Origin of the sequence: Pseudomonas sp. I2 (assembly GCF_040984075.1) — a bacterium.
Classification (GTDB): domain Bacteria; phylum Pseudomonadota; class Gammaproteobacteria; order Pseudomonadales; family Pseudomonadaceae; genus Aquipseudomonas; species Aquipseudomonas guariconensis_B.
Genome location: NZ_JBCGFQ010000049.1, coordinates 1 through 16,708 on the forward strand (window position 1 = coordinate 1; position 16,708 = coordinate 16,708).

17 protein-coding genes are annotated in these 16,708 nt (G+C 61.5%); 11 read left to right on the top strand and 6 right to left on the bottom strand.

Features of this window, described 5'->3' with window-relative positions; genetic code table 11:
• Positions 1 to 142: 142 nt before the first annotated feature.
• Together WCE05_RS21080 and WCE05_RS21085 are read right to left on the bottom strand one after the other, a co-directional pair.
• Positions 143 to 1,045, bottom strand: coding sequence for a LysR family transcriptional regulator (locus WCE05_RS21080; RefSeq protein ID WP_225787424.1), 903 nt, complete (start codon positions 1,043 to 1,045; stop codon positions 143 to 145).
• A 105-nt stretch (positions 1,046 to 1,150) separates the two neighbouring features.
• On the bottom strand, positions 1,151 to 2,071 hold the full coding sequence (locus WCE05_RS21085) for a LysR substrate-binding domain-containing protein (RefSeq protein ID WP_225787425.1): 921 nt from the start codon (positions 2,069 to 2,071) through the stop codon (positions 1,151 to 1,153).
• Positions 2,072 to 2,265: 194 nt separating this feature from the next.
• Between WCE05_RS21085 and WCE05_RS21090 the strand changes: the two genes are divergently transcribed.
• The 4 genes from WCE05_RS21090 (at position 2,266) to WCE05_RS21105 (ending at position 6,248) form a co-directional block, all read left to right on the top strand.
• Complete coding sequence (locus WCE05_RS21090) at positions 2,266 to 3,015, top strand: SDR family NAD(P)-dependent oxidoreductase (RefSeq protein ID WP_225787426.1); 750 nt, start codon at positions 2,266 to 2,268, stop codon at positions 3,013 to 3,015.
• Positions 3,016 to 3,087: 72 nt separating this feature from the next.
• Positions 3,088 to 4,386 carry an MFS transporter gene (locus WCE05_RS21095; protein WP_253102851.1) on the top strand — a complete coding sequence of 433 codons (1,299 nt, stop codon included), beginning with the start codon at positions 3,088 to 3,090 and terminating at the stop codon, positions 4,384 to 4,386.
• A gap of 18 nt (positions 4,387 to 4,404) precedes the next feature.
• The gene (locus WCE05_RS21100; protein WP_225787428.1) at positions 4,405 to 5,253 is read left to right on the top strand and encodes a transketolase; all 849 of its coding nucleotides are present in this window, start codon (positions 4,405 to 4,407) and stop codon (positions 5,251 to 5,253) included.
• Complete coding sequence (locus WCE05_RS21105; RefSeq protein WP_225787429.1) at positions 5,250 to 6,248, top strand: transketolase family protein; 999 nt, start codon at positions 5,250 to 5,252, stop codon at positions 6,246 to 6,248. The genes WCE05_RS21100 and WCE05_RS21105 overlap by 4 nt, the downstream gene beginning before the upstream one ends.
• A gap of 241 nt (positions 6,249 to 6,489) precedes the next feature.
• Here WCE05_RS21105 and WCE05_RS21110 read toward each other — a convergent pair whose 3' ends face one another.
• A complete protein-coding gene (locus tag WCE05_RS21110) occupies positions 6,490 to 6,735 on the bottom strand; it encodes a hypothetical protein (RefSeq protein ID WP_253080958.1) in 246 nt (81 codons plus the stop codon).
• A gap of 418 nt (positions 6,736 to 7,153) precedes the next feature.
• Between WCE05_RS21110 and WCE05_RS21115 the strand changes: the two genes are divergently transcribed.
• Entirely contained in the window at positions 7,154 to 9,112 is a 1,959-nt protein-coding gene (locus WCE05_RS21115) for a hybrid sensor histidine kinase/response regulator (RefSeq protein WP_225787431.1), read from the top strand.
• On the opposite strand, the gene WCE05_RS21120 is transcribed toward WCE05_RS21115, so the two are convergent.
• Both WCE05_RS21120 and WCE05_RS21125 read right to left on the bottom strand, forming a co-directional pair.
• Positions 9,040 to 9,816 (bottom strand): response regulator, encoded by a 777-nt coding sequence (locus tag WCE05_RS21120; protein ID WP_368816498.1) that lies wholly within the window; start codon positions 9,814 to 9,816, stop codon positions 9,040 to 9,042. The two genes, WCE05_RS21115 and WCE05_RS21120, sit on opposite strands and share 73 nt — an antisense overlap.
• Before the next feature lie 79 nt (positions 9,817 to 9,895).
• Entirely contained in the window at positions 9,896 to 10,762 is an 867-nt protein-coding gene (locus tag WCE05_RS21125) for a helix-turn-helix transcriptional regulator (RefSeq protein WP_368816514.1), read from the bottom strand.
• 152 nt (positions 10,763 to 10,914) lie between these two features.
• Here WCE05_RS21125 and WCE05_RS21130 point away from each other — a divergent pair, with 152 nt between their 5' ends.
• Together WCE05_RS21130 and WCE05_RS21135 are read left to right on the top strand one after the other, a co-directional pair.
• Positions 10,915 to 11,301, top strand: coding sequence for a hypothetical protein (locus tag WCE05_RS21130; protein WP_225787434.1), 387 nt, complete (start codon positions 10,915 to 10,917; stop codon positions 11,299 to 11,301).
• 19 nt (positions 11,302 to 11,320) lie between these two features.
• Complete coding sequence (locus tag WCE05_RS21135) at positions 11,321 to 11,623, top strand: antibiotic biosynthesis monooxygenase (RefSeq protein ID WP_225787435.1); 303 nt, start codon at positions 11,321 to 11,323, stop codon at positions 11,621 to 11,623.
• A 194-nt stretch (positions 11,624 to 11,817) separates the two neighbouring features.
• Here WCE05_RS21135 and WCE05_RS21140 read toward each other — a convergent pair whose 3' ends face one another.
• A complete protein-coding gene (locus tag WCE05_RS21140; protein WP_368816499.1) occupies positions 11,818 to 12,555 on the bottom strand; it encodes a GntR family transcriptional regulator in 738 nt (245 codons plus the stop codon).
• 117 nt (positions 12,556 to 12,672) lie between these two features.
• Here WCE05_RS21140 and WCE05_RS21145 point away from each other — a divergent pair, with 117 nt between their 5' ends.
• The 4 genes from WCE05_RS21145 (at position 12,673) to WCE05_RS21160 (ending at position 16,617) form a co-directional block, all read left to right on the top strand.
• Entirely contained in the window at positions 12,673 to 14,028 is a 1,356-nt protein-coding gene (locus WCE05_RS21145; RefSeq protein WP_368816500.1) for an adenylosuccinate lyase family protein, read from the top strand.
• A 69-nt stretch (positions 14,029 to 14,097) separates the two neighbouring features.
• The gene (locus tag WCE05_RS21150; protein WP_368816501.1) at positions 14,098 to 15,399 is read left to right on the top strand and encodes a cation:dicarboxylase symporter family transporter; all 1,302 of its coding nucleotides are present in this window, start codon (positions 14,098 to 14,100) and stop codon (positions 15,397 to 15,399) included.
• A gap of 205 nt (positions 15,400 to 15,604) precedes the next feature.
• The gene (locus WCE05_RS21155) at positions 15,605 to 16,312 is read left to right on the top strand and encodes an AzlC family ABC transporter permease (protein WP_368816502.1); all 708 of its coding nucleotides are present in this window, start codon (positions 15,605 to 15,607) and stop codon (positions 16,310 to 16,312) included.
• Entirely contained in the window at positions 16,309 to 16,617 is a 309-nt protein-coding gene (locus tag WCE05_RS21160; protein ID WP_225787440.1) for an AzlD family protein, read from the top strand. Before WCE05_RS21155 ends, WCE05_RS21160 begins: the two co-directional genes overlap by 4 nt.
• The last annotated feature ends 91 nt before the right edge of the window (positions 16,618 to 16,708 follow it).

The window sequence follows — 16,708 nt, forward strand, 5'->3', positions numbered from 1 at the left end:
CCCCTGGGGAGCGCAGGGGGAGGGCTGGGTGATGTTCATTGGCTTCGCGGCCTGGAAATACGACAGGCCGTAGAGTCTAGGTATCAGCGGGGTCAATAAAAACCCGCATAAAGCGCATGTAGCTATGTATCAGATTGATAAGTCAGTCGAGACGCAAGGCGCCAATCAGCAACGCCATGGCACCGGAAGGCTGTCGACGGCTGGGGTAGTACAGGTGCAGGCCCGGCCACACCGGGCACCAGTCGTCGAGCAGGCTGATCAGGTCGCCGGCCTGCAGGTGGGCGGCCAGCAGCTCCTCGGGCAGGTAGGCGACCCCCAACCCGGCCAGGGCGGCGTCGAGAATATCGAAGGTGGTGTTGAACACCAGCTGGCCTTCGACCTTGAGGTTCAGCGAGCGTCCTTCTTTGCTGAATTCCCAGGGCCACAGGTTGCCATGGGTGGGCAGGCGGATATTGATGCAGTTGTGCTGCAGCAGGTCCTCGGGCACTTGCGGTGCGCCATGGCGCGCCAGGTACGCCTTGCTGGCCACCACGGCGAATCGTGCATCGGGGGCGATGCGTACCGCGATCATGTCCTGTGCCAACGATTCACCCAGGCGCACGCCAGCATCGAAGCGCTCGGCGACGATATCGACGAACCCGTTGTCGGTGAACAGCTCGACCTTGATGCCGGGGTACTGGGGCAGGAACTGCTTGAGCTTGCTCATCAGTACCGTGCGCACCGCATGGTCCGAGGCGGTGATGCGGATCGTTCCGGTGGGGCTGTCGCGCAGGTCGTTCATGGCCTCGAGCTCGCCGTCGATCATTGCCATCTCCGGCGCCACCGTGCGCAGCAGTTGTTCGCCAGCCTCGGTGGGCGTGACGGTCCGTGAGTTGCGCACCAGCAGGCGGGCCCCCAGCCGCGTTTCGAGGGTGCGCACCGCGTGGCTGACGGCAGTCTGCGACATGCCCAGGCGGGCTGCGGCCTTGGTGAAGCTGCGCTCGCGGGCCACTTCGAAAAAGATCGGCAAGCCGGTGAAGGCGTCGCGCAGAGACTTGTGCTCCATGAGTGATGACCTCAGTGGCGTGGGGCAGGGGGCAACGTACGTGATTGGTGGGAAGTTTTGTAGTCCTGGCAGAGGCAGTGTCGGCTATCCCGCCAACCCACGGGATCAATAATTGAAGTCATGGCCCAACTGCCCCTGTACCCAATCGAGGAACTGTCGAACCGTCGACGACTCGGCATGCCCGCGCGGAAAGACAAGATGATGCGCGCTAACCGGGGTCGCCAGCTCTTCTGCGAATACGGGCACCAACTCGCCACGAGCGATGTAATCCTGGGCAAGAAGCGAACTCTCCAACGCGAAACCGTAGCCATGGCTCGCCGCCTCCAGGCTCATGTAGGAACGGTCGAAGCTGAGTGCAAACGGCGCCTGGGGAAGCGTTACGCCTTGCTGGGCGAACCATTGAGGCCACTGGACCAATGCCGCCTCCGAGAGGATCAGGTTTTGCCCCAACAGGTCACTGGGCTGCGTGATTGGCGTGCGCGCGAGCAGTGTCGGCGCGGCCAGTACCGTCGCGCGCTCGTGTCGAATGGTGCGCACTTCCAGGCTGGGCCAATTGGGATAGCCATGGCGGATATCGAGGTCAAGCTGGTGGCGACCGAAGTGCAGCGACTCGTACGAGCAGGACAGGTTGATCTGGATGTCTGGATGGCAGGTGCGAAAATGTTCGAGGCGCGGTAGGAGCCAGAGCAGGCCGAAGCTAGGAGCGGAGTGAAGGCGCAGACAATCGAAGCCGACCGAGCTGCCGGCACGCTCGGTGGCGCTCGCCAAGCTCTGCAGAATGCCTGAAACGTCACGCAGGTATTGCTTCCCGGCAGGTGTCAAGGAGACGCCGCGGGCCTCTCGGATGAACAAGGGGCGCCCGATCAGCGCTTCCAGGTTCGCGATCTGGTGACTGACGGCTGATGGGGTGATGTTCAACTGCTCGGCCGCTCGGGCAACGTTTCCAAAGCGTGCCACTTGCTCGAAGGACTGAATTGCTTTCAGCGCAGGGATCTGGGGCGGCTTTCTGAGTGAGTCCTGGTTCATGATCTTTCCTGAAAGCAACGGCTGTGACAGAGGTTTTTACTCTGCACGGATAACTGCCTACAAGACAGGGCTGAATTTTTTTCAGCATCGGATGAGGTGCACTGCGTTGCTGCTCCCTCGCGCCTGCATGAAGCTGTGGCCATCGGTTCTGTGTGAACCGCCGCTCACGACAATAATCATCCGGAGCACTGCCCATGCTACTCGAAGGAAAATTCGCAATCGTCACCGGTGCCGCCTCTGCCCGCGGGATCGGCCGCGCGACCGCCCAAGCGTTTGTGGACCAAGGTGCCAAGGTCGCAATACTGGACATCGATGCGCAAGCGGCATCCGACGCCGCCGCGACACTCGGGGAAGGCCACATTGGAATTGCCGTGAACGTCGCCGATGAAGCACAGGTACGCGACGCCGTGGCGCAAGTGCTGGCCCATTTTGGCCGGATCGATGTACTGGTCAACAATGCCGGCATCACTCAGCCGGTGAAGACACTGGAAATCACCGGTCCTGACTATGACCGTATCCTCGATGTGAACCTGCGAGGTACGTTGTTGATGTCACAGGCGGTCATCCCGTCGATGCGTGCCCAAGGTTCCGGCAGCATCATTTGCATGTCTTCCGTCTCTGCCCAGCGCGGGGGCGGCATCTTCGGTGGTCCTCACTACAGTGCAGCCAAAGCCGGCGTGCTTGGCCTGGGCAAAGCGATGGCCCGCGAGCTTGGCCCGGACAACGTACGGGTCAATTCGATCACCCCTGGCCTGATCCATACCGATATCACCGGCGGACTGATGCAAGACGAACGCCGTCACGCCATCATCGAGGGGATTGCGCTTGGCCGGCTCGGTGAGGCGCGCGATGTCGCCAATGCAGCATTGTTCTTGGCCAGCGATTTGTCGAGCTATCTGACGGGCATCACCTTGGACGTCAATGGTGGGATGCTGATCCACTAGCCGTCCCGCCGTGTTCTGTATCTGAGCCCGGCCTGTTCCGGGCCATCAATAACAACAAGAGATCAGATCGACATGACCATATTGACGCTCGACGCGGCCTCGGCCGCGCGCAGCAGTGCCTACCGCAAGACGGCCTGGCGATTGATGCCTTTTCTCATGCTCTGCTACCTGTGTGCCTACCTGGACCGGGTGAATGTCGGTTTCGCCAAGCTCCAGATGATGGATGACCTGGCGCTTTCCGAGGCGGTATACGGGTTGGGTGCCGGGATGTTCTTCATCGGCTATTTCCTGTGCGAGGTACCGAGCAACATCATTCTGCACAAGGTCGGCGCGCGACGTTGGATCGCCCGTATCATGATCACCTGGGGCATCATTTCGGCGATGTTCGCTTTCGTCGAAACGGCCTGGCAGTTCTACCTCCTGCGCTTTTTGCTCGGCGTCGCCGAGGCGGGGCTTGCCCCCGGCCTGCTGTTGTACCTGACCTACTGGTTCCCCTCTTACCGACGGGCGAAGATGACCGCCCTGTGGTTCATCGCCATCCCGCTTTCGGGCATGGTCGGCGGGCCTCTGTCGGGCTGGATCATGGAACGCTTCGCCGGCGTGCAGGGCTGGGCCGGCTGGCAGTGGATGTTCGTGCTGGAAGCCATCCCTACCGTCCTGGTGGGGATCCTGGTACTGAGCTACTTGAAGGATGGCGTCGAGCAGGCCCATTGGCTCAGTGACGACGAAAAGGCCCTGGTGCGCAAGGAGCTGGCTGAAGACGAGCGGTGCAAGGTAGAGCATGGATCGGTGGCCGACTTCATCCGCGACCGTCGGCTGTGGCTGCTGGCCGGTATCTACTTCTGCGTCGTGATGGGCCAGTATGCGATCACCTTCTGGCTGCCGACACTGGTGCGCAATGCGGGGGTGAGCGAACCCTTGCACATCGGTTTGCTGACCAGCATCCCCTACCTGTGCGCCATCGTTGCGATGCTGCTGGCCGGACGCAGCGGCGATCGCCACCGCGAACGGCGTTGGCATCTCGCGATCCCCATGTTGCTTGGCGCGCTGGGCCTGAGCCTTGCCGCAGCCCTGGGCAGCAACCTCACCCTGTCGATCCTTGGCCTCTGTCTCGCTGCGGCTGGGGTCCTGTCCGCGTCGTCGCTGTTCTGGATGCTGCCTACCACATTGCTGGGCGGTGTATCGGCTGCGGCGGGTATCGCTGCGATCAACAGCTTCGCCAACCTTGCCGGCTTTTGCTCCCCCTACCTGATCGGGTGGGTCACTACGGCCCTGGGTAGCAATGCCATCGGCATGTACCTGATCACCGGCGTGCTGATGTGTGGTGCCCTCCTGGTGTTCCGCGTACCGGCAAACCTGGTCAATCGTTGATTCAACAAGGAGTCACTCATGACTGCTGTGCCTACCCACAACGAGGCGCTGCCCCTGGCTGTGCGCGCTCATAATATCCGACGTCATGCCCTGCGTATGGGCCAGGTCCAGGGCCAAGGCTATATCGGCCAGGCACTGGGTGCTGCGGACCTGCTTGCCGTGTCCTATTTCCATGCCCTGCGCATGGACCCAGGCAATCCTGGATGGGAGGCGCGCGACCGTTTCTACCTGTCCATCGGCCATTACGCGATCGCCTTGTACGCTGCCCTGATCGAAGCCGGGGTCATTCCGGAGCAGGAGCTGGAAACCTACGGTAGCGATGACAGTCGCCTGCCCATGTCCGGCATGGCTGCCTACACCCCCGGCATGGAGATCACCGGCGGCTCGCTTGGCCATGGCCTGGGCATCGCCGTCGGCGCCTGTCTGGGGCTCAAGCGCAAGGGCTCGGCGAGCTGGGTCTACAACCTGCTGTCGGACGGTGAGCTGAACGAGGGCTCCACCTGGGAGGCGGTGATGTCAGCCAGCCATTGGCGGCTGGATAACCTGATCGCCATCGTCGACGTCAACAACCAGCAGGCCGACGGCCATTCCAGCGAAATCCTGGCGTTCGAGCCGATCGTCGACCGCTGGCAGGCTTTCGGCTGGTACGCACAACGGGTAGATGGCAACGACCTCGACGCCTTGGTCCGGGCCTTCGATCAGGCCCGTGCCCACCCGGATGCGCAACCGCGGGTGATCATCTGCGACACCCGCATGGGCAAGGGCGTGCCCTTCCTCGAAAACCGCGACAAAACCCACTTCATCCGCGTCGACGAACACGAATGGGACCTTGCCTTGAAAGCGCTGGACGCTGGGAGCCAAGCATGAACACTGCGAATGTACCGAAGAAACGCCTGACCACGTCGGCGATGATCGCCTCCATCGCTGCCGAGGGCCAGCCTACCCGGTCGGCGCCGTTCGGCCATGCCTTGGCGGCCCTGGCTGAACAGCGCCAGGACATTGTCGGCCTGAGCGCCGACCTGTCCAAGTACACCGACCTGCACATCTTCGCCAAGGCCCACCCCGACCGCTTCTACCAAATGGGTATGGCCGAGCAACTGCTGATGAGCGCTGCTGCCGGCATGGCTCGCGAAGGCCTGACACCTTTCGCCACCACCTATGCGGTATTTGCCTCACGGCGGGCCTACGACTTCATTTGCATGGCCATTGCCGAGGAGAACCTCAACGTCAAGATCGTTTGCGGCTTGCCTGGCCTGACCACGGGCTACGGCCCAAGCCACCAGGCAACCGATGATTTGGCGATCTTCCGTGCGATGCCCAACCTGATGATCGTCGACCCTTGCGACGCGCTTGAAATCGAGCAGGCGGTGCCTGCCATCGCCGCGCATAAGGGACCGGTGTACATGCGCCTGCTGCGCGGTAACGTACCCTTGGTACTGGATCGCTACGACTACAGGTTCCAGTTGGGCAAGGCGCAGGTCTTGCGTGGTGGGCGAGACGTCCTGTTGATTGCCAGCGGGCTTATGACCATGCGCGCGCTGGAGGCGGCGGAGCAGTTGCACAAAGAGGGGGTGGACGTCTCGGTGCTGCACGTCCCGACCATCAAGCCGCTGGACGAGGAGACGCTGCTCGCCGAGGCACGCAAGCCGGGCCGCCTGGTCGTGACTGCAGAAAACCATTCGATCATCGGTGGCCTTGGCGAGGCGGTTGCAGGTGTACTGCTTCGCAACGGCGTCACGCCGACTTTCCGCCAGATCGCACTGCCGGATGCATTCCTGGATGCGGGGGCGTTGCCGACTTTGCATGATCGCTATGGTATTTCCACGGAGGCGGTAGCGCGACAGATCAGGGCTTGGCTGTAACGAATAATGCAGGGGCTGTTCCCTTTGGGCCTGTCTGCTGTCGATTGCAGCGGGTTGTGAACGTCTGTTAAGGACTCAGGTTTTATACACGAATACTATTTAAGGTAATACTAGACTCGGGATGGTCCGGTGCATGACCGAACCCGAGGTGTGGGATCGAGCTGAGCAATCAGTGAAGATCGATACATGGGCGATGCAAGAGAGCCAGGCGTTATCCTGGCTCTCTTGTTAATTGCTACCGTCATTTAAAGTCCTTCGTTACCGCTGATGGTTTGTTGGGGTCGTCCTTGACGTCCCGTTGTTCTTGTTGTCGCTGAGCGATCTGCTGTTGCTTCTGCTCCACACCGCCATCACCCCATAGGCGCGCTTGCTCCGCTAGAAAGTTCTGCTTGAATTGCCTGGCTCGCTCAAAGCCGTCTTCAGCATAAGCCGTGCCCATAAGACCAAGCAGCATGCTGCCAACCGCGAGGGTTTTTACAAGTTTCATGATTGTTCTCCATCGTTACCAGGCTCGCCGGGATGGCGGCCTTCGCTAACGGGTAGTTTGAAAAGGCGAAGCTGACGACAAGGTGAGCCGACAGTTGCAATTGCGTCATTTCGACCGATGCACAACGACTGACCCTTGGCGTGGTGTTCGCCGTCTGTGTTCCCCCCAGGCCCACCCTGGTCTTCGCAACCTCTCCCCGCTCGCTCTGTGTGGGCAAGGGGCGGCCTTGACCGCTCGCCAGCGGCGCGATGGCGAGTTTTCGGACAAGTGCTTTAATCTGATTGATGTTCATGAAGCCTGCTCCGGCTGTTTCGAAATTGGAGTTTTTCGACGGATTCAGCTTCTCACCGAAGGCGTGTTTTAAAAATACAACGGCGGTGGTGCAACAGTTGTAGTAGCCGCAGCGTGAGTGGCCAACATGACAAGACTGCGTGAACTCCAGATGGCCGCCGTTGAACTTTTCGGTTTACCACAGCGTTTTTCTTCCGCGCGGGACGAGCAAGGCTTCCTCGATACCCAGGCCATTGAAAACCTCAGAAGGCGACGCTTGTTCATGTTCGTCGCCATTGCTGTTTGGGCAGGTTTTGGTTATTGGGATTATTACCACTACATCAGCCACGAACACGTCCTGTCCCGGACGGACTTTCACGGGATCCTGGTATGGCGGGTGGTCGGCACGCTGGCGATAGCCGCAGTGACCGTGGTGTCGTTCACCGCACGTTTCGAGGATGAGCGCTGGGTGAACAGAAGTGTGGTGGTCACGGTATGTTTCACCCAGACCTGCCTGGTGGCCATGGTGCAAATCGTGCCGGCGCCGTTGAACTACAACTATTATTTTGTCGGCATCGTACTGGTTATCTTCTTTCAGCATGGCACCTTGGCACTGCTGGCTCGTTATTCTTTGTTCAGTACGGGTTATTGCGTGCTGTTGTTCCTGCTGCAGGAAATCGCCACCGGGGTTTTGCAGATCAACTTCTTTCCCGCCATGTTCTATTTGCTGGCATTTACCTTGGTGGGGTGGACGATCAGTGTGCGCGCTGAGAAGGTTGCCCGGGAGGGGTATCTCAAAACCCTGGCCCTGAACAGGAAGAATGAAAGCCTCGAGCAGGCCAATAGCCGGATCCGCCGCGAGAAGCAGAAAGCGGACGATGCGTTGAAGGCCTTGTTCGACCAGGAGGCGAGGAAAGCCGCGCAGATCCGCGAAAAGGCCGAAGCCAGCACGCGCTTCGTGCGCGCGGCCTACCATGACACCATGCAGCCCTTGGCCTCGATCGCCTCCTTGGCGTTCGCAGGGGAGCGCATTGTCGAGCAGGGCCAGCATGATCGCCTGCGTGAGGTCTTCCGGGATATAGAAGCCTCTGGCCGGGAAATCAGCGCCCTGTTCACAGGCCTGCGTGAAGTGTTCACCAGTGGTGAGTCGCAACCGGCCATCGAGCCTTTTTCCTTGAACGAACTGATGACGGAACTCGAGTGCCTGTACATGCCTTCGGCGCAGGCCAAGGGCCTGCGTCTTCGATTGCCCCAGCGCCGGCGGGATGCCGTTCTCAATTCTGATCGGGCGATCTTCAAGCGGATCTTGGGGAACCTGATCTCGAATGCCATCAAGTACACGGAGCGTGGCGGCGTCCTGGTGGGCAGTGTGGCGGGCAGAACGACCTTGCGCATCGATGTGGTCGATACTGGCATAGGCATCCCCGACGCCTTCAAACGCAAGATCTTCGAGGAGTTCTTCCAAGTCGATAACCCCAACCATGACAGCCAGCGTGGCCTGGGGCTTGGACTTTCGATCGTGAAAAACTTCATCGACCGGCTCCCGGGGCATCGGCTGACCTTCGCAAGCCGGCCCGGACACGGCAGCCGTTTCTCAATCGATTGCCCGCTGTACCAGGGCGATGAGCCGCCGTTGGGCGCCAGTGCGCCCGCTGTGCAGGTCAACGGGAAAGACCTGGATATCACCGGTGCCTATGTGCTGCTGGTCGACGATGACAAGCGCATCCTCGACAGCCTGTCGAAATCCCTGACCTTGCAGGGCGCCATCGTCGTCACGGCCGAGGATCGGGCCTCGCTGCAGGCGGCGCTGGAGCGGGCGCCTGACCGCTACCCGGACCTGCTCATCTGCGATTACACATTGCACGACGGCCTGGTTGGCGTGGCGCTGATCGAGCACGTCAGGGCGTTCTACGACTGGGCCCAGGTGCCGGCGATCCTTTACTCGGCGGAGCTGTTGCCACGGCCGCTGGATGACGATTTCCTCTCCCGGTCGGTCAGCAAGGGTGAAAGCGCGGCAACATTGATGGCCGCCGTTCAGCAGCTCTTGTTCCGCGGCCGGCAGGCCAACGCTGGCGAGGCGGGGGAAGACAGCACCCCCAGCACCTGACCGGTCTTGGCGAACAAGCCTTGCAAGCCGTAGAGGTCGATCACCCCGAACTTGCTGTAGAGCTTGCTCAGGTACTGGCGCACGTTGACCGGGTTGATCTCCAGGATCGCCGCGATCTTCCAGGGCGCATTGCCTTGCAACGCCAGGCGCAGAATGTCGAATTCGCGAGGCGTTACCCCCAGGTCCTTGGGGCCTAGCGGGGTGACGGGCCGCTCCTGGAGGGGAAGGGAAGGAGCCGGTGCCTGGCCACCTTTGCCGATCGCTTCGCTGGGCAGGTACACCCCGCCGCTCAGCGCACGGTTGATGGCTTCCAGCATCGCCTCATGAGCACTGGACTTGGGCACGTAGGACGACGCTCCCCGACGCATGACCTCATCGACGAAGCGCCGCTCGGATTCGGCCGACATGACGATCACCGGGGCCACCACACACCTTGCGGGGTCGGGGTCAGACGGCTCCTCCCGGCCGGATTTGAACAGGGACAACAGGCTCAGGCCATTGTCTGGCGTGAGGTCGTTGCTGGTGGGGGAGGTGGGGATGCAGAGGTCCAGGAAGATCACGTCGAAGGCTTGGCTGCGCACCAGCCCCAAGGCTTGCGACGTGCATGAAGCTTCCAGGACCTGGGCGTCATGGTGAACGGCCTGGATAAGGCTTTTGACCCCGGCTCTGAGGATGCCGTGGTCATCTATCAGCAGAATGCGCATCGGCCGTCTCCGGGCGGGGCGGGTTTGCATGCAGTATCGCTGAGACGGAGGGATCCGTATCTACTACGGCTGTAGTGGGTCAGGGCGTGCCGGGCGTGGGTGAACACGCTGGTACAAGCACGATGCTGCGCGCAGCACCTGCCTCACCGCTGGTGCCGCGTTCGAGCAGATAGCGTGCCGGCGGCTTGCCCATCGCCTTGCGGAACATGGTGACGAAGCCGCTGGCGCTTTCATAGCCCAGCGCCAGCGCAACCGTCTGCACGCTCTCGCCCCTGGCCAGGCGTTGCAACGAAAGGATCACGTGCAACTGCCGCCGCCAGCGGCCGAAACTCATGCCGACTTGCTGCAGCAACAGCCGGCTCATGCTGCGTTCGCTCATGCCGATGCGCCTGGCCCATTCACCACTCGGTGTTTTGCTGGCCGGATCGGCCAGCAGCATTCGCGTCAACTGGCGCAGCCTGCGGTCGCTCGGCGTCGGTAGATGCAGGTCTTCGACGGGAGCTTCGCACAACTCGTCCAGCAAGGTCGCGATCAACCGCGCCTGCGGACCCTGCTCGGCGTACAGCGTTTCGAACCCCGTCGCCTTGAGCAGCAATTCGCGGAGCAAGGGCGACACGGCCAGGGTGCAACAGGCACTAGGTAAACCTTCGATGGCCTGCGGTTCGACGAACAGGCAATAGCACTCGGTTTCTCCCGACCCCCGGACCGAATGCAGCATGTCGCCCGGGATCCACAGTGCGCACTGCGGTGGCACGATCCACAGCCCGGTCTCTACCTCGCAATTGAGGATGCCTCGCACCGAGTAGATCAACTGCGCCTTGCGATGGCGGTGAGGTGCGTGCTCCCAGTCCCTGCCCACCCAGGAGGCATTCAAGGCGATGACCTGACGGGCAATGCCATCGATGTCCCACGAATGCGGGCTGTCCTCTGTGGCAGTCGGCTGCACGATGCTTGTTCCTGTGGAAGGCGGATGCCTTTGGCCGAAATGAAAAACAGAATGACAAGATTGCGCAATGACGTCCACGGGGAGCGTCGTTATTGTGCAACGGCGTCGTCGACGCCTTGTTTTTTCAGGAGCCAACCCAGAGGACGAGCCCGATGCTTTTGAATTCCACCTATTTCCCGTTGGTCTGGATGAAGATCGGCGGTGCCGGCATCGATACCGGCGACGAGGGCTTTGCCGCGTTCGAAGCGCTGTTGGCCCGCGAGGAGCCTTTCGTGTTACTGGATGCGGAAAACGCAGACCGGCAGGCGCATGAGCATTCCCACGAAGAACGTAAGCGATTGTCGCTCTGGATGAAGCGTCACAAGGCCGCCTTGCGCGCTTTCGTCAGAGGGCAGGTGCTCGTCGAGCCCGATGCTGAAAAACAGAAAGCCGCCAGGTCGTTCGCCAGCACGTTCGAAGCCTTCTGGGGCTATCCGCTGTTGGTAGTGAACACCGAGGAAGAAGCCTTCAAGGTCGCGGATCAACTACTGGCGAAATGAACGGCGGAGCGATAGCGCCATGGGCCTGGTTGCAATCAACACAGTGGAAATCGACTCGGCCAATGGGGCGGCAGCGAACCTTCGGGGGAGGCTGGAAACACTGCTGCAAGCGCTGAATCGCACGTCCGGCTGCGTGGCTTATACCTTGGCTCGCCGGGAGTCCTCGAGCGAGGCCTGGATCATCACCGGACATTGGGACTCGGTCGAGCGCATGACCGAGCACTTCCACCTGCCCTGCCTGGCCACGCTGTTCGAACTGGCAGCGCAGCGGCGTTTGTCGAGGTTGTGCTTTACAACATTTCTGCTTGCCCCCTCTCCTTGAGCGAACGCCATCCTGCGCCCGCCATTGGCCAGATGCCGGTCTCATCGACGGCAAGCCGGCTCCCAGTCCCTGCAAGCCACATCATTTATGGTCGACTCGTAATTAGGCCGGGCCTATCAATGCCGGCAATACCACTGCTGATGTTGCTCTTGGAGGGGCTGGGCCGTTAGAAGCTTTTCGATATCTGCCGAAACTCAACTCGATGCCCGATCTCGGCGCATCTGCGTGACCAATGTGAAGCGGTCATCCGGGTGGATGGTTTCGGAAACGGCCATCAGCCCGCCTTCATCGTCCCGATAATGGCGAAGGATCTTCAGGCCAGGTGAGCCCGTCTCGGCCTTGAGCCGGTGCGCCAGTTCCGCCGTCAGCAGGACGGCACGCACCTGCTGGTCAACTACGGCGATGGCGCGTCCGAAATGTTGCTCGATCAGGCTGGCGATCAGCTGGTCGGGATGCTCCCGGGCCAGGTCGATGACCTCGGCATAGTCACGCTGGAAATAGACATCCGTCCAACACAGTGGTGCGGCATTGTGCTGGCGATCGACGCGGATGCTCGACACGCAGAAATAGTGTTCGCCGGGCACCAGGTCCAAGCGCGCCGCTTCGCTGAGGTCGGCGACGAAATGACGGACTTCCTGGATTTCCCGCTGCTGGGTCTCGGCCAGGTGCGCCAGGTCGGCCACCGTGGCCAGGGACTGGGAATAGCCGCCACGCGGGCTACTGGCCTCGACCCGGGTCCCGACCCGCTTGCGACGCGAGACCAATCCTTGGCTGAGCAACTGGTTGATCGCCGCACGCACCGTATGCCGGCTCACCTCGTACAGGTCGCAGAGTTCGAATTCGGTAGGCAGCAAGCTGCCCACGGGGTAACGCCCGCTGGCAATGCCTTCCATCAGATCCCTGGCCACCACGGCATAGCGCGCTTCGTTCATACCTTCGGTCAGTCCCGTCACGTTCTTCGGTTGACAGTGTATCAGCGACAGGGCAAGAATTATGTACGTACATAATAAATATGTCCGATCAATAACAACATTTCAGGATGCCTGCTCATGTCCACTACCGTTTTCGATTCCACCCTGTTCCGCGACATGTTCGGCACCGCCGAGATGCGTGCGGTGTTCTCCGACCAAGCTTTGATCGAGCGTTACATCGAGGTCGAGGTGGCACTGGCCAAGGCCGAGGCGCGTTGCGGGGTGATCCCGGTGGAAGCCGCGGCGCAGATTGCCGAGCTGTCGCGCTACGAGTCCCTCGACCTCAAGCTGATGCAGCATGAAACCGAGATCGTCGGCTACCCGATCCTGCCGCTGGTGGAGCAGTTGTCGAAGCTGTGCGGTGATGCTGGCCGCTATGTGCACTGGGGGGCGACCACCCAGGACATCATGGACACCGCGGTGGTCCTGCAGGTACGTGCGGCCTTGGCCATCGTTGAGCGCGACGTGCAAGCCGTACGTGGCCTGCTGGCTGGATTGGCGCAGCGCTATCGCGACACCCCGATGGCGGGCCGTACCCATCTGCAGCACGCTCTGCCGATCACCTTCGGCTACAAGTGCGCGGTATGGCTGAGCATGTTCGACCGCCACGCTGAGCGCCTGGTTGAACTGCGTCCGCGAGTCGAAGTAGGGCAGTTCGCCGGTGCCGCCGGTACCCTGGCATCGCTGGGCGACAAGGGCCTGGATGTGCAAGCGGCGCTGATGGACGAACTGGGCCTTGGCGTGCCGCAGGCAACCTGGCACGTGGCCCGCGACGGCCTGGCCGAGACCCTGAACTTCCTCGGGCTGGTCACCGCTTCGCTGGGCAAGGTGGCGTTGGACGTCATGATGATGATGACCAGCGAACTGGGCGAGGTGTACGAGCCTTTCGTCAAAGGCCGTGGCGCCAGCAGCACCATGCCGCAGAAGCGCAACCCGATTTCCTGTGAACTGATGTATGCCGCCGCCAAGGGGGTGCGCCAGCAGGCAGGGCTGATGCTCGATGCGATGATCCAGGATTTCGAGCGTTCGACCGGTCCCTGGCAGGCCGAATGGATCGCCATCCCCGAAGCCTTCGCCTTGACCGCCGCTTCGCTGGGCCAGGCGCGTTTCATGCTCGCAGGCCTTGAGGTGCGTACCGAGCGCATGCGCAAGAACCTGGACATGACCCAAGGTTTGATCGTTGCCGAGGCGGTGATGATGGGGCTTGCCCCGGCGCTTGGCCGCCAGGTCGCCCACGATGTGGTCTATGCCGCCTGCCGCATGGCCAACGACCTGGGCATCAGCCTGCTCGACGCGCTGTTGGCCCAGGGTGAGGCCACTGCACGCCTGGATATCGAGACCCTCGAAAGACTGTGCGACCCAGCCAACTACCTAGGCCTGGCGCCACGGATGGTTGATCTGGCCCTGGCTCGTCCTGGCGCAGTCGCCCGCTGATATGGCCGGGGCCCGGCTTGCCTCGGGCCTCGGCTGATGCTTCCAGATAAGAACAATGAGAGTGCAGCCATGTCTTCCACTTCGAAAAAGCCGCTCTACAAAGACCTGACCTTCCAGGTCATCGCAGCGATGCTGCTGGGTATCGCCTTTGGTTTCATCGCCCCTGAGCTCGCTGCCAAGTTCAAGATCCTCGGGGATATCTTTCTCAAGCTGATCAAGACTGCCGTGGCGCCGTTGGTGTTCTTCACCGTGGTCCACGGCATCGCCTCGGCCGGCGACATCAAGCGGGTCGGCAAGGTTGGCTGGCGCGCGCTGGTGTACTTCGAGATCCTGTCGACCCTGGCGCTGGCCATTGGCCTGCTGTGGGGCAACCTGATCGGCATCGGCTCGGGCATGCACGACGCCCATCCGAGCAGCGCGACTTCTGCGGCAGCCTCGGCGGCGGTGGCCAAGGGGCATGCGCCGACCTCGACCATGGACTTCATCTACGGTATCTTCCCCGACAACTTCGTCGGTGCCTTCGCCGGTGGCCAACTGCTGCAGGTGCTGGTGATTTCGGTGCTGTTCGGCTTTGCCCTGCTGGCCCTCAAGCATGAGCGCCGCGCGGTGATCGAGGATGGCCTGAACCGGGTTTCGGAGTGCTTCTTCGAGTTCATCAACCTGATCATGAAGTTCGCCCCGCTAGGGGCGTTTGGTTCGGTCGCCTATGCGGTTGGCAGTAACGGCACCGCTGTGCTGATGTCGTTGGCGAATCTGGTGCTGATGTTCTACCTGGCTGTCGCGTTCTTCCTGTTCGTGGTGCTGGCGGCGGTCTGCCGCCTTTCGGGCTTCAGCCTGTGGCGCTTCCTGGTCTACATCAAGGACGAGATCTTCATCGTGCTAGGTACCGCGTCGTCGGAAAGCGCCTTGCCGCGTTTGCTGCAGAAGCTCGAAAGGTTCGGTTGCTCCAAGCAGAGTGTCGGTCTGGTACTGCCCACCGGTTATGCCTTCAACCTTGATGGCACCTCGATCTACATGTCGCTCTGCGTGCTGTTCATCGCCAATGCCTATGGCGTGCCGTTGGGCTGGGAGCAACAGCTGGGCATCCTGGCGATCATGCTGGTGACCTCCAAAGGGGCGGCGGCGGTCTCGGGCGGTAGCTTCGTGGTGTTCGCCGCCACCGTGACGGCCATTGGTGTACTACCGGTGGAAGGGCTGGCGTTGCTGTTCGGTGTGTACCGCTTCATGTCGATGGCGATCGCTACCTGCAACACAATCGGCAACAGTGTCGCGACGGTGGTGGTGGCCAAGTGGTCGGGTGAGTTCACCGAGCAGACAGCTCGCGATGAGTACGCACGGGTTTTGGGGCGTTCGCCCACCGCGGCCCTCTGACTCGCTGTTGGGCGAATGAGCAAAGGGAGTTGCTCATTTGTGCCTGCGCCACGCAAAGTCTTCTCAGCCAATCGATAGGCGCTCCCGGAGCGCACGGTTGGATGTATGCCTCTCGAACACTTATTCGCTTTTCTGAATCAAGGCTGCCCAGCAAAATACGCCCCCAATGCCTGAGCACCCATACAGAAAAGAGGAGAGGTTTGCGTTGAGTGTGGAAAATAGACCCGTGCGGTTGGACGCGGGCGAGGTATGGGGTGGCTTCAAGCAGCTTCTGCCCATTTCCCTGTTCGTCGTTGTCTTCGGTGTCGCCTTCGGCCTGGCTGCGGCCCAGACTGGGCTGGACGATGTATCGACGCTACTGATGAGTGCGTTGGTGTTTGCCGGCGCGGCGCAGTTCGCTGTTCTCGATATGTGGGGAACGCATGTACCGATCGTCCCGCTGGTCATCACGGTGTTCGCGATCAACGCCCGGCACCTGCTGATGGGCGCGACCCTGTATCCCTGGTTGAAGGACCTGCCCCGGGCCAGGCGCTACGGGGTGATGCTGGTGGTGTCCGATGCCAACTGGGCGATGTCGATGCAGGCCTTCAACCGCGGCAAGCCTGGCCTGGGGCTCTTGTTGGGTGGGGGCATCGCGTTGTGGTCGGCCTGGGCGCTGGGCAGTTGGCTGGGCCTGTACTTCGGTAGCGCGATCCAGGACCCGGTCAGCCTGGGGCTCGACATGGTGATGGGATGCTTCCTGCTGGCAATGGTGATCGGTGGGCAAAAGAACCTGCGCATGCTGGTTATCTGGAGCCTTGCGGCGTGCTCATCGCTCCTGGCGTACGCGTACCTGCCTGAAAACAGTCATGTGGTGGTCGGGGCATTGGCCGGTGGTGTACTGGGAGCACTCTGGATGGAGAAGAAGCAATGAGTATCGAAAGCACAGGCCTCGGCACGTTCGTCATTATCCTGGTCATGGCGGTGGTGACCCTGGCCACGCGCTGGGGTGGCGTTTTCGTGATGTCGTTCGTGCCGATCAACTACCGCGTGCAGCAGTTCATCAATGCCATGTCGGGTTCGGTACTGGTGGCGGTCATCGCCCCGCTGGCGGTGACGGGCGACATGGGCGCGCGTCTGGCCTTGCTGGCGACCGCGGTCGTCATGCTGTCGCTGAGAAAACCGCTGCCGGCGATTGCCGCAGGCATCATCGTGGCGGCAATCGCCAGGCAGTTCTGAAGGACGGCCCTGACTCCACCGGTGTACGGCAAGGGCTGCGCCCTTGTTCGCGAGCAAGCTTGCCGACGATGGGGCGCGAAGCGCCCCCAAA